Source organism: Priestia sp. P1_B12_1, assembly GCF_056406695.1.
In genome coordinates, this window is sequence record NZ_JBFTZR010000002.1 from 481659 (window position 1) to 493858 (window position 12200).

Annotated in this window: 13 protein-coding genes and 1 riboswitch; of the genes, 8 read left to right on the forward strand and 5 right to left on the reverse strand. The window is 37.4% G+C overall.

Translation table 11 applies throughout. The features are described from left to right. Positions 1-11 precede the first annotated feature (11 nt). Entirely contained in the window at positions 12-977 is a 966-nt protein-coding gene (locus AC1D0Y_RS07960; protein WP_014461213.1) for a DUF979 domain-containing protein, read from the reverse strand. Beyond that, a complete protein-coding gene (locus tag AC1D0Y_RS07965; RefSeq protein ID WP_477707441.1) occupies positions 978-1682 on the reverse strand; it encodes a DUF969 domain-containing protein in 705 nt (234 codons plus the stop codon). Positions 1683-2206: 524 nt separating this feature from the next. Here AC1D0Y_RS07965 and AC1D0Y_RS07970 point away from each other — a divergent pair. The 3 genes from AC1D0Y_RS07970 to AC1D0Y_RS07980 all read left to right on the forward strand — a co-directional run bounded on the left by AC1D0Y_RS07970 (position 2207) and on the right by AC1D0Y_RS07980 (position 6258). Beyond that, positions 2207-3166, forward strand: coding sequence for a glycosyltransferase family 2 protein (locus AC1D0Y_RS07970; protein WP_060746521.1), 960 nt, complete (start codon positions 2207-2209; stop codon positions 3164-3166). Further along, positions 3159-3533: a GtrA family protein gene (locus tag AC1D0Y_RS07975; protein WP_053074066.1), complete on the forward strand. Its 375-nt coding sequence runs from the start codon at positions 3159-3161 to the stop codon at positions 3531-3533. Before AC1D0Y_RS07970 ends, AC1D0Y_RS07975 begins: the two co-directional genes overlap by 8 nt. Before the next feature lie 91 nt (positions 3534-3624). Next, a complete protein-coding gene (locus AC1D0Y_RS07980; RefSeq protein ID WP_477707442.1) occupies positions 3625-6258 on the forward strand; it encodes a YfhO family protein in 2634 nt (877 codons plus the stop codon). Between the two features lie 62 nt (positions 6259-6320). Here AC1D0Y_RS07980 and AC1D0Y_RS07985 read toward each other — a convergent pair whose 3' ends face one another. Next, the gene (locus tag AC1D0Y_RS07985) at positions 6321-6878 is read right to left on the reverse strand and encodes an HPP family protein (RefSeq protein ID WP_043979915.1); all 558 of its coding nucleotides are present in this window, start codon (positions 6876-6878) and stop codon (positions 6321-6323) included. Positions 6879-7110: 232 nt separating this feature from the next. Between AC1D0Y_RS07985 and AC1D0Y_RS07990 the strand changes: the two genes are divergently transcribed. Then, a complete protein-coding gene (locus AC1D0Y_RS07990; protein WP_477707443.1) occupies positions 7111-7902 on the forward strand; it encodes a histidinol-phosphatase HisJ family protein in 792 nt (263 codons plus the stop codon). A 77-nt stretch (positions 7903-7979) separates the two neighbouring features. Here the strand turns inward: AC1D0Y_RS07990 and AC1D0Y_RS07995 are convergent, their stop codons facing one another. After that, entirely contained in the window at positions 7980-8102 is a 123-nt protein-coding gene (locus AC1D0Y_RS07995; RefSeq protein ID WP_098333700.1) for an anti-repressor SinI family protein, read from the reverse strand. 20 nt (positions 8103-8122) lie between these two features. Beyond that, positions 8123-8209: riboswitch (cyclic di-GMP riboswitch) on the reverse strand. A gap of 111 nt (positions 8210-8320) precedes the next feature. Next, positions 8321-8656, reverse strand: a complete 336-nt coding sequence (locus tag AC1D0Y_RS08000; protein ID WP_477707444.1) for a helix-turn-helix domain-containing protein — start codon at positions 8654-8656, stop codon at positions 8321-8323. A 314-nt stretch (positions 8657-8970) separates the two neighbouring features. On the opposite strand from AC1D0Y_RS08000, the gene AC1D0Y_RS08005 reads away from it, so the two are divergent. Genes AC1D0Y_RS08005 through AC1D0Y_RS08020 form a run of 4 tightly spaced genes read left to right on the forward strand, consistent with a single transcriptional unit; the run spans position 8971 to position 12191 of the window. Continuing rightward, on the forward strand, positions 8971-10131 hold the full coding sequence (locus tag AC1D0Y_RS08005) for an acyltransferase family protein (RefSeq protein WP_477707445.1): 1161 nt from the start codon (positions 8971-8973) through the stop codon (positions 10129-10131). 33 nt (positions 10132-10164) lie between these two features. Next, positions 10165-10899 (forward strand): YveK family protein, encoded by a 735-nt coding sequence (locus AC1D0Y_RS08010; protein WP_477707446.1) that lies wholly within the window; start codon positions 10165-10167, stop codon positions 10897-10899. After that, on the forward strand, positions 10889-11521 hold the full coding sequence (locus tag AC1D0Y_RS08015; protein WP_477707447.1) for a CpsD/CapB family tyrosine-protein kinase: 633 nt from the start codon (positions 10889-10891) through the stop codon (positions 11519-11521). Before AC1D0Y_RS08010 ends, AC1D0Y_RS08015 begins: the two co-directional genes overlap by 11 nt. A 31-nt stretch (positions 11522-11552) precedes the next feature. After that, entirely contained in the window at positions 11553-12191 is a 639-nt protein-coding gene (locus AC1D0Y_RS08020; RefSeq protein ID WP_477707448.1) for a sugar transferase, read from the forward strand. Positions 12192-12200 lie beyond the last annotated feature (9 nt).

Genomic DNA, 12200 nt, shown 5'->3' on the forward strand with positions numbered 1-12200 from the left:
ACTAGTCTCCTTTAAAAGTGATATACAAGGTAGTACATTAATAGCGTATTCACAACAAAAACGGATAAAGCAATTGGCACTTGAGCTTTAATCACGGCGTTTTTATCTTTTAATTCAAGCAGCATGGCAGGTACGATGTTAAAGTTGGCTGCCATTGGCGTAAGAAGCGTGCCGCAGTACCCAGCAAACATGCCGAGCGCTGCCATAATGGCTGGATTTCCGCCGTGCATATGTACAATCAGCGGAAGTCCAATACCTCCAGTGATAACGGCAAACGCAGCAAAGGCATTTCCCATGACAATCGTAAATAGCAGCATTCCTAGACAATAAGCCAGCACAGCCACAAACGCATAGTTAGTCGGAAGAACATCACTTACAATATCTGAAACGACTGTTCCAACGCCTGATTTTGAAAAGATGCCGCCAAGAGCTGCGAGCATTTGCGGTAAAATAACTGCCCAGCCAACTGCTTGAAGCAAGCGGCTTCCTTCTTTAACAGGCACGTCCATTTTTGCTTTGGTGACGCCCATTGAAGCAATAAAAGCAATGACAGCTGCGATTGCCAGTGAAATTAACGTGACTTTTTCTGGGTCAATTAAAGCCCAGTTTCCAAATTTAATTTTGCCAAAAAGAAGGGTACCAATAATCGTAAAAATAGGAATAAATAAAGCCGGTAAAAAGATTTTGTTTTTTAATCGCTGTGCGTGAGCCACTCGTTCTTCAGCAGGCGTTTCGGCTTCATTAGACTTAGTTACACGATTAAATGAAGCAAGCAGCACCATGATAATGACCAAACATCCTACATAAAAAGGCGGAATCACGTTGCCAAATAAAAACGTAATGGAAAACAGCGCCCAGAATAGAGAAGATCCTAAACGATTAGGATGGTTGTGATCGCGTGCGATTCGAATCGCGATAAAAGCGACAATAATACCTAGTAAGTAGTAAATCGTATCAAGCGTCAGGATGCTTTTCATTTAACTCGCCTCCGTCTTTGAAGATGATGTTGGTTTGTGCTTCGTCATTTTTTTGTGAATTCTTCGGTCTAATTGACGGAAGCGAATGGCACTGATCAGCAGTGCTGCGATAGCTGTTGGAATACCCCAAAGAGCCATATCCCAGACGTCAACGCGAATACCTACAGAGTCAAAGAATCCTTTCATTAAAAGAATTCCACCCGTTGCGATAAAGATATCTTCACCGAAAAACCAGCCCGTATTTTCAGCAGCTGCTGCGTGAGCGCGAATATCTTCTTTTACTTTAGGCGGAAGCTCTCCGTACTTGGCACGAGCTGCGCCTTCAGACATAGGTGCAACTAAAGGCCGCACGGATTGAGCATGTCCTCCGATATTTAAGCCGACTGCGGCTGAGACTTCACGGATAAAAAGATATATAAGTAAAACATTTCCAGAAGAAGCGTTTTTAGCTTTTTTGATCAATACTTCCGCTTGTTCCTTTAACCCGTATTTTTCTAACACGCCGAATATAGGAAGAGTCAGTAAAATAGCCATAGACATATAGCGGTTATCTACAAAGAACTGACCGAACATCGTAATCACTTCATGCAGTGACAAGCCTGACACAAGGCCCGTCACAATGCCTGCGACGATCACTACAAGCAGCGTGTTTAGACGAAATAAAAACCCCACTGCCACTAGCAAAACCCCAATTAATTTCAACATAAAAAATCTCCCTCCAGTATGTATAGACCGTGCTGCAAAGTCACCTTCATTGCTTTTCTAAAAAAACAAAGATGTTTTGAGTATAAACAATTCTGAAAATTAAAACAAGATACTTAAAGCACAAAATTATTTAAACAGTAAAACAAAAACAACTGGCTGTTAAAGGCCGCTTGCTGTCTACTTGACTAGAAATTCATAATTTTGTAGAAAAAAGAAGTTTAAAAATGGAAATTAAAGGGTTTTGTACTAATGAGGGGATACTTTTTTAAAGAAAAAAACGATATACATATTGAATAAAAATGAATAAATAGTAAAATGATAACTGGATTTCTAAAATAAATCTATCCAGTATGAATATTCCTTCTAGTGGATTAGTAAAAAATAGAGAGAAAGAACTACCTATTTGTCTGATAATCAGAGTATTTCTTTGGAATATAAGGTAAATAGTTGTGTTGGCTGGTGAAAGAAGGGGCATGTATTGTCATGTAGGCAATACACGAAATTACATAGTTAGGTGGAATGATATGCTTTTGTCAGTAGTAGTACCTTGCTTTAACGAAGGTAGTAACGTTCATTCATTTTATGAATATACGACCAATATTTTAGCAAGGGAAGATTTTCAGTATGAATTGGTTTTTGTGAATGATGGAAGCTCGGATGATACGCTTAGCTGCTTAAAAGAACTTTCAGATAGATACGAGGAAGTGTCTTATATTTCATTCAGCAGAAACTTTGGAAAAGAAGCGGCAATGCTGGCTGGGCTGCAGTACGCAGAAGGAGATGCGGTCGTTTTAATGGATGGAGATTTACAGCATCCTCCAGAATTAATTCCACAAATGGTTCATTATTATAGCAAAGGCTATCATCAAGTCATTGCTAAGCGGAATCGAAAAGGAGATGCGGTCATTAAGTCCTCTTTGTCTAAGCTGTATTATAAAATGATGAATAAGTTTGTTGATGTTTCCTTGGTGAATGGAGTGGGAGATTTTCGTCTTTTAAGCAGAAAAGCGCTGAATGCCTTGCTTTCTTTAAATGAGTATAACCGGTTTTCAAAAGGATTGTTTTCATGGATCGGATTTAAAGAATACACGATTAACTATGAAAATGTCGTTAGAGAAGAAGGCGAAAGCAAATGGACGTTTAGTAAATTATTAAACTATGGAATTGACGGGGTAATTTCATTTAATAATAAGCCGCTGCGCGCATCGATTTATATGGGAATGGGTGTAACGGTTCTCGGGTTTATATACGTTCTGACAATGCTTGTGAAAATTTTATTTGCAGGGATTGACGTCCCAGGCTATTTTACATTAATATCCGCTATTTTAATTATTGGCGGCTTGCAGCTGACGTTTTTAGGCATTATCGGGGAATATATTGGACGCATTTACTATGAGTCTAAAAAACGCCCGCACTATATTATTGAAGAGGAGACAATGACGGCAAAACATGAAAATCATCAAAAGTGGCATACCCATGCTTAATGCTCAGTTTATACGTTTTGTGATTGTAGGATTTTTAAATACATTTAATTACTACGTGATTTATTTGATTTGTAATTATCTTTTTCATTTTGAATACTTAGTTTCGCATATTATTGGATTTGTGATTAGTATGATTGGCTCGTTCTTTTTAAATTCTTATTTTACATACAAGATTAAACCGACGCTAGCGCAGTTTTTTCAATTTCCTTTAACCTATGTAGTAAACATCACGGTATCAACTAGCGCACTCTATTTATTGGTTGATTTAATGCATATGAACGAAACCGTATCGCCTATTTTGGCTTCGGTTATTGCTATTCCTTTTACGTTTGTTATTTCAAAAAAAATCTTAGTTCAAAAAGCATAGAGTAGTAGAAATCTGACAAAGGGCGTCTTTTTGTCAGATTTTTATATGCAGTGTTCACTTTGGCTAAAAATAAAAGGCAGGTAACGCAGTTATGTTTGATCGAAAGAAAATTGGGATGCACGTTGTGGCGGCTGTCATCTTTATGCTGACCATCTTTAGCGTGTATTTTTATTTCTACTTATCCGAAGGTTATATGACCACACGGAATACGGATGCAACGGTTCAACTGCTGTTCTTTCGTTATTTTTTACATGAACAGTTTTTACATGGCGATTTCTTTTGGTCATGGAAGTACGGTTTAGGAGGAGATGTGTTTGCCAATTTCAGCTATTATTATTCAACGTCCGTCTTTTTCCTTCTTACTTTATTTCTAAAATTAGATACGTTAAAAGATGTCCTAGCGTTAAATACAATCATCAGCGCATTAAAGCTTTTTTGTGCCATGATGTTTATGTATGCTTTGCTTCAATACAATAAGCGTTCGTACACGGCTTCCATTGTAGGAGCAATGATTTACGGAGGCTCTAGCTTTTTTGCCGGCTATTCCAACCGGTTTGATTTTATGGCAGAAGCATTTGTGTGGCTGCCGCTGTTGATTCTTTCATATGACCGCTTAGTGGATCAAGGTAAAAAAGGGCTGTTCATTTTTGCAGTATTTGTCGTGATAACGACGAACTTTTACTTTGGCTTTATGAGCAGCGTGTATTTAAATATTTATGCCGTATTCAAATATTTTTTAGCTTCGTCATCTTATTCGTTTAAAAGCTTTGTAAAGTATTATATAACGCTCATTAAATACTATATTGTTGGGTTTTTACTTTCAGCTTTTGCGTTTATTCCAACCGTATATGCATTTCTGCATGCAGGTCGATTTGATAAAGAGTATGATATTCCGCTATTTTATACAAACATTTTTTATCATAATGTGGTGTATAACTTCTTTTATCCTTACTCGGCTTCGCAAACGCTTGGAATGTCGATTGTTGGGTTGATTGCTATTTTGTTAAGCGTACTGTATATCAAACAAAAAGAAATGCTGATTCGAGTATGCTTATTACTCTTTATGATTGGACTGTATTTCTTTCCGTATGCTTATTCATTCTTTAACGGTTTGTCGGCTATGCAGCCAAGATGGATTTACATGCTGATTTTTACCTGTGGAATGGTAGCGGCATATGCAATTGACTATGATAAAAAAGGATCGAAAGTACGAACGGTTTATTTACTGCTTCTTCTTCTGGGCTTTTTATGGTACACAACCTACGTACCATCACCAAAAGAGCTTCCGAACGATGGAGTTGAGATTGTTTTTTTTATAATTGTACTGTTCGCTTTTTTACTTCGTTTTCAATTAAAAAAAGCTGTCTTTTTTGTATGCGTAACAGCCGTTGCTATTGGCAGTATCGGATATAACAACTTTATGATGTTTACGCAGGATCTAGGAGACGTGCTTGCTCAAAAAGAGTCAACGCTTCAAACGTTTTCAGGAAGCGGATATGACAGTGAAACGGATCAAGAAGTTATTAACTACATTACCCAAAGAGATGATTCGTTTTATCGCGTGATGTGGAATCAAATTAATAAAGAAAATATTCCGTTGTATTATAATTATCATGGATTCAGCAGCTATCAAAGTCTGATTCCAGATAATGTTCACAGCTTCTTTAAAGAAACGTATAATATTGCGCAAATGGACTCACCAAGCCGGTACAGTAATTTAGATCAGCGCCTGTATGTAGAAACAGCGCTTATGAACAAATATTATATCGTTAAAAGCGGTGATGCTTTCCAGCCGTACGGTTTTACGTTACTAAAAGAGTTAAACGGATATAAAATTTATAAAAATGATCATTTCCTTCCTATTGGATTTATGTACAATCAAGCAGTTTCGACAAATCAATTTAATGAATTGAATGAAGTACAAAAAGATCAGCTGATGTTAAAAGCTGCAGTAGTTGAAAAGCAAGGGAACTTACCGCAGTTTGATTTGAAAAAGCTTAAAAGCAAACAGCTGTTTGAAGGAATGGAAAATGTAAAGCTTGAAAATATCGATAAAAACGGAAATGTGTACACAGCACGCGACAATGCAGTTATGCGAATTCCGTTAACGACAAAAGAAACAGGTTCAGGCGAAACGATTCTTAAAATGACCTTTAAAAACCTTACAACAGGTTCGTTAAACTTAGTGATTAACGGAAGAAATTTTGAAAAACGTTCGGTCAATAACATTTATTCATATCCAAAAGACAGCTATGCATTTAATATTCAAAATGCCCAGCGTAACGGAGAAATTACAATTGGGCTATCACCTGGGCGGTATGAGTTTGACGATATGCAAGTGCTTTTTAACTCCTATAAAAACTATGCAGCATCAGTTGATGAGTTAAAACAGTCTGCGCTTCAACATGTGAAGTATGATGAAAACTCTCTGCAAGGTGACATACATGCTAAAAAAGCAGGGATGTTATTTCTATCCGTTCCATACAGCAAAGGCTGGCATCTAAAAGTAGATGGAAAAGATGCTGACTTTGAACAAGTGAACGGAACATTTATCGGAGTGCGTGTACCTAAAGGGAATCATGAAATTTCGATGAAGTATACAACGCCTTATTTTAAAGAATCGCTGACAGTTTCACTTCTAACAGCCGCAGCAATAGGAATTGTTTTCTTTGTTAAACGAAGAAGAAAAGACAACAATGCTATAGCAGAAAATGAAGTTGCTTGATAAATAATAATGTTTGCCAAAAAAGGCTTCGGAACTAAGTTCCGAAGCCTTTTTAACAGAAATCAAACCCAATACCTGGGATACTGCCGATCTTGAAATAAATTGTTATACACGGTAGAAATCAATACAACTACACACGCACAAATCATAATAATACCTAAATATCCCCAGCCTGCTTGAGTATTAATGGCTACAATCGCGCTAGCTGCAGCGGGAGGATGAACGGTTTTAGTAAGAATCATTAAAATAAGAACGAAGGCAAGCACAATCGCTATGGTGATTAGACTTCGATGAAATAAGCTCCAAATAATAAGTGCAGAAACGGTTGCGAGCAAGTGCCCTCCAAGCACGTGGCGCGGCTGTGATAAAGGACCTTTGTGCGCCCCAAAAACAAGCACGCAGCTCGCGCCAATCGGAGCAAGAGCCATTGGATAACCAAGCGCTAGTGCAATCGCGCTGCTGATGATAATCGCAATTAAGCCTCCAATAGAAGAAACAACCGCGTCTCTATAATTGATTTTCGGTTCTTCTTTTAGTTCTCCTTTCATCTTTTTAGCATAAGAGCTTAAGTAAGACAGAAAGGGGCTTTTTGTTTGAGCAAAACTTTTTTCAATCTGCATTTCTTCTTTCCTTTCTCCTTTGTAAGTAAAAGTTGTTTGTCAAGTTGTATGTCAGAACATCTGCTATATTAAGTTAGTTTATAAGAAAACATGGATTACTGGAAGAGGAAAAATGTCTTTTTTTATTGGAAATACTTTTTATGAACAAAAAAAGGTGGGATAAGCGGTAGAAGGGTCTCTATGTGCAGTAAGAGTAAGAGAGATGTATAATAAACCTAGAGGTGACTAAATTATGTATCTAATAGACTACCATCATCACACGAACAATTCATTTGACTCCCAGGCAGTCATGAAAGAAGTGTGCGAACAAGCTGTAAAAAATGGCATAAACGAAATTTGTTTTACCGAGCACTTTTCATTAAATCCATTAGCGCCAACATACGGTCATATGGATTTTGATAAATATGAACGAGAACTAGTAGAATGCAGAGATCAATTTCAAGGCCAGCTAGTGATTAAAAAAGGAATTGAAATTTGTGAACCGCACTATTTAAAAGAGAAGTATCAGGAAACGATGAAGCAAGAGAACTTTGATTTTATATTAGGGTCGGTCCATAACATTAATAATATCAAGCTTCGTAAACATTTGGAGCTAAACGATAAAGAAGCGATTTACCGCGCTTATTTTAATGAAATGTATAAGCTAGTAAGTGAAGCGGATATTGATGTATTGGCTCATTTAGATTTAATGAAGCGCTATGCGTTTGAACAGTACGGCATTTACGACTTTCATCAATTCAAAGATATTCTTGCAGATATTTTGAAAAAAGCAATTGATCGTAATATCGGAATTGAAATCAACACTTCAGGTATAAGAGGGAAGCTGGGCGAAGCATTGCCGGCACTTGAAGTTGTTGGACTGTACCGCGATTTAGGCGGAGAAATCTTAACGATTGGATCTGATTCACACTTTGCTGAAACCGTAGGAGCTCATATGAAAGAAGCGGTTGAAATGGCGAAACAGTGCGGATTTACGGAGATTTATACATTTGATGAGCGTCAGCCAAAAGGAATTCGTATTTAATAGAAGCGGATTTTACTTTCTTCTAGAATAATAATAACTGAAAAAAGCACGCTCTGATTAGAGCGTGCTTTTTTAATTTAGTTCCGCTTAAGCTCCGACAAAAATCTCCGGACTTCTTCGATAGTCAGCCCCAGCGCGCGAGCTGATTCCATAAGACTTACCCACTCTTGATCGATTGACAGTACATGTTCTTTTTTCATTACGACTCATCCACCCTTTGCCAGGGAACCCAGCTATCGTAGCCAAAAGCGGCCTTAGACCTGAAGCTTTGCGTCACTATTTTTCAATAGTTTTGCCCTTATCTGGATAATTTGTAATAGTATTCTTAGTATACAGTTATTTTACAAAATAATATTTGTAAAAGATGTCGAAATAGGTCGATTACAACAAAAAAATTAAACGTTTATGAATGGATCTATCAGTTTGTTTTACGGAACTTTAAATAATACTGAAATTCAATAAATTCTTCTTTGGTCATGCCGTCTTGAATGGCTCGCTCAATTAAATGCAGCCACTCTAAATTGAGGGATGGCTTTGAAGTTAGAGCTGCACAGCTGATGTCTCCTTCGATTAATTCGTCAATCGTTGTATGAAGAGAAGACGCGATTTTATCAAGCATTTGAAGGGAAGGATTATTATTTAACCCTTTTTCTAAATGAGATAAATATGATTTTGAAATATGGGCTTCCTCAGCTAAGCGTGTAATAGAATACCCTTTTTTTAGTCGCAAATTCTTAATCTTTTTCCCTATCACATTCAGTTCATCCTCTGCTTATGGATTTTTTGTTCATTATAACGCATAAATGTCCATTTTGTGTAGATATAAATATAAATTTAATAATATATTGTTCTTTATAAAGAATAAAATAGGTTAAAATACCTATTCTTGATACGGGTATATCATGCTATACTTCACTTACAAATTGTTCTTTATTAAGAATATTTGTCGATTAATCACCTTTTTATTCGCTATAGTGAACGTTTCATATAGTATGCTAGCACTATTTAAGATGAGCACTGTACGATGAAGGGATGACATCATTTATTACATTTTGGATAGGAGATTACATGGAAAAAAGATATGTAGAACTTGATGCGTTAAGAGGATTAGCAGCTCTTTTTGTTGTGATAAATCATTATCTCATGATTTATCCAAGCTTCAGTGAGTATAGGTATGACGGTGATTCTTCTTTTTTACTGTCCATGGTAAAAGAGAGTCCGCTGCGGCTATTGTTCAGCAGTGGAAATGAATCAGTTGTTTTGTTTTTTGTCTTAAGCGGATTTGTTTTAGCACTGCCGTTTTATGGCCGTTCTTCTTTTCGATATGAAAACTATCTTGTAAGAAGAATTTGCCGAATTTATCTTCCTTACTTGTTTGCAGTGTGTGTGGCTATTCTATGTAAAATCTTATTTAGTCAAGGCGGGATCTCACAGGTAAGCCACTGGTTTAATAACTCATGGATCACAAACGAGTCGCCAAGTTTACTTCTTCAGCACTTCTTTTTAATTGGCACATTTAACACAGATGCTTACAACAATGTTATTTGGTCGCTTGTTCATGAAATGAGAATTTCAATTATTTTTCCTCTTTTAATGATTCTTTTGCTGCGAATGGATGCAAAAAAAATCGTAATGCTATTGTTTTTCGTGTTTGTTTCATCATCAGCGCTATTACTGCTTAATCAATCAAACTTAGAACCTACGAACTTCCTGCTTTCTTATCATTATTTGCTTTTATTCGCCGCGGGTGCAGTTACGGCGAAATACCGAGACTTTTTTATTCAACTTTATCTGAAAATTGGCACATTTAAAAAGGGTCTTATCGTTCTGATTGCATTTACCTGTTATTTATCTGAAGGCATTATGGGGAATTACGCGATCACCAATAACTTTTTATGCCGCAATCTGGCAGTGATGGTAGGCAGCTGTATGTTTATTATTATCGCTTTAGCATCGCCGACAGCTTCAAAGGTTTTACGCACAGGAGTGCTGTCGTTTCTAGGTAAAGTTTCGTACAGCTTATATTTAACTCATCTCATTGTGCTGTTTTCGTTGATGTATTTGTTACACGGGCTTTTGCCGTACTGGAGCATTTTAAGCATTTGTTTCCTTTTATCACTGGCGATGGCTTCCGTCACGTATCATTTTGTTGAAAAGCCTTCCAGCAGATTAGGAAAATTCCTCACAAGAAACAAAGTTGTTTTCGGCGGAGCAGTGAGTCGTAAGTAACAGAGAGATAAAGCGTATGGAGGTGAGTTTACGATGCAAGATAAAATTCAGCTAAAGGATTTTTTTCGAATTTTAAAAAGAAGATGGCTTACGATGCTTTTAGTCATAGTCATTACGAGTATGAGCATCACAACTATCTGTTTCTATCTATTAAAACCTACGTATCAAGCATCTACTCAAGTACTTGTTAATCAAGCAACATCTAAGAATGTAGATGAAATTGCTAATATTACGCAGCTGAATACCCAATTAATTTCTTCGTATATCGATTTTATTAAAAGTCCGATGATCATAAACGGTGTAAAAGACGAATTAAATTTAACTATTTCTAATAAAAAGCTGAGTGAACAAATTACGATTGATCATAACGAAAATTCTCAATTTGTCACGATTACCGTAAGAAACGAGAATTCGAAAACAGTAAGTGAAATCGCAAATAAAGTAGCTCTTCTTTCAAAAGATCAAGCGATGAAGTTAATGAAAGGAAGCAACATTCAAGTATTAACCGAGCCGTCGCAGAGCCTTAAAGTATTCCCAAAGCCGCTGCCGGTTGCAGCTATTACTATATTGGTCAGTCTGTTGGTAGGAATAGCGGGAGCGATGCTAAGAGAATATCTTGATAGCACAGTTCGAAATGAACAAGATATTCAAGAACTTATCGGACTTCCGGTTATTGGACATATCGAGCTGGAGCCTCGAAAAATGAAGCGAAATCAAAAGCAAGGCAGTGATCAGGAAAAGGCAAGGAGGGAGAACCTTGAGTTTTAAACAAAAAAAGTATCCATTTTCACTGTATCAAGATGCCAAAACGATTAACCAAACAAATATGATTCGAAAAAATGTTGAGGTGCTGCTGAATAATGAAGTCAAATGCCTGACAATCACATCAGCGGAAGTGAACGATAAAAAGCCGCTTATAACGGCAAAGCTAGGGATTTCATTTGCCGAACAAGGGAAAAACGTTCTTCTTATTGATGGAAACGTACATTGTCCTTCTCTTCATCAGCTCTTTGACCTTGGAAGTTCAGAAGGGTTAACGGATGTGTTAGTAAACGGGAAAGGCCGTCATGTACCGATTAAACAAACGTCATACAAAGGACTGGACGTACTTCCGGCCGGATCTCACTTTCGAAACGCATCCACACTATTTGTTTCCAAGTATTTTGATGAGCTCATAAAAAGATGGAAAGAAGAATACGATTTGATTCTTTTTGAAACGCCTCAGTTTTTAGAAGAGACGGATTCTCATATTCTTGCAGCAAAATGCGATGCAACCATGCTCATTGTGGAAGAGCGCAAAACGAAAGCAGATGCCGTTGTTAAAACGAAAAATATGCTGGAGAAAGCGCGCATTCATGTGCTAGGCGTTATTTGGAGTCCGTCTCACTAGCTCCTCATTTTATATAGAAGGAAGTGAAACGATGAATCAAATTGTCTCGAAAACGATCGGTGATTCCGATGTGCTAAAAAAAGAATTTCCGCTTTTTTACTCGTTGTGTAAACGCGTATGTGATATTGCAATTTCGCTTATGGCACTTGTGGTATTACTGCCTGTTATTTTGTTATTTGCGCTCATTGTGATGATTGAAACACCGGGTTCACCTTTCTTTCTTCAAGAGCGTTTAGGTCAAAGAGGCAGACCATTTACCATCATGAAGCTGCGTTCGATGTACAGTGACGCGGAAAAAAACGGAGCGCAGTGGGCGGTTAAAAATGACAGCCGCGTTACCAAAGTAGGAAAGCTGATTCGCCAAACGCGAATCGATGAACTGCCTCAGCTGTGGAATGTATTAAAAGGTGATATGTCGATTGTAGGGCCCCGACCTGAAAGAGCCGTATTTATAGAAGAATTCCAAAAAACACTTCCTTCGTTTAGCCAGCGGCTTGCTGTTAAGCCGGGACTAACAGGCTGGGCGCAAATTAACGGAGGATATGAGCTAACGCCAGCAGAAAAGCTGAAGCTCGATCTTTACTACATTCAACATACGACTATACGGTTTGACGTGAAGATTATGATAAAAACGCTAAGAGTCATTGTAACAGGAGACGGATCAAGATAGGAGAGGGAT

What these genes read in the sequence shown, in the direction of transcription:
- AC1D0Y_RS07985 (WP_043979915.1), bottom strand. Translation starts at nt 6,878, where the DNA reads ATGCAGATTGAAAAAAGTTTTGCTCAAACAAAAAGCCCCTTTCTGTCT.
- AC1D0Y_RS07980 (WP_477707442.1), top strand. Translation starts at nt 3,625, where the DNA reads ATGTTTGATCGAAAGAAAATTGGGATGCACGTTGTGGCGGCTGTCATC.
- AC1D0Y_RS07965 (WP_477707441.1), bottom strand. Translation starts at nt 1,682, where the DNA reads ATGTTGAAATTAATTGGGGTTTTGCTAGTGGCAGTGGGGTTTTTATTT.
- AC1D0Y_RS07975 (WP_053074066.1), top strand. Translation starts at nt 3,159, where the DNA reads ATGCTTAATGCTCAGTTTATACGTTTTGTGATTGTAGGATTTTTAAAT.
- AC1D0Y_RS08020 (WP_477707448.1), top strand. Translation starts at nt 11,553, where the DNA reads ATGAATCAAATTGTCTCGAAAACGATCGGTGATTCCGATGTGCTAAAA.
- AC1D0Y_RS08010 (WP_477707446.1), top strand. Translation starts at nt 10,165, where the DNA reads ATGCAAGATAAAATTCAGCTAAAGGATTTTTTTCGAATTTTAAAAAGA.
- AC1D0Y_RS08005 (WP_477707445.1), top strand. Translation starts at nt 8,971, where the DNA reads ATGGAAAAAAGATATGTAGAACTTGATGCGTTAAGAGGATTAGCAGCT.
- AC1D0Y_RS07990 (WP_477707443.1), top strand. Translation starts at nt 7,111, where the DNA reads ATGTATCTAATAGACTACCATCATCACACGAACAATTCATTTGACTCC.
- AC1D0Y_RS07995 (WP_098333700.1), bottom strand. Translation starts at nt 8,102, where the DNA reads ATGAAAAAAGAACATGTACTGTCAATCGATCAAGAGTGGGTAAGTCTT.
- AC1D0Y_RS07970 (WP_060746521.1), top strand. Translation starts at nt 2,207, where the DNA reads ATGCTTTTGTCAGTAGTAGTACCTTGCTTTAACGAAGGTAGTAACGTT.
- AC1D0Y_RS07960 (WP_014461213.1), bottom strand. Translation starts at nt 977, where the DNA reads ATGAAAAGCATCCTGACGCTTGATACGATTTACTACTTACTAGGTATT.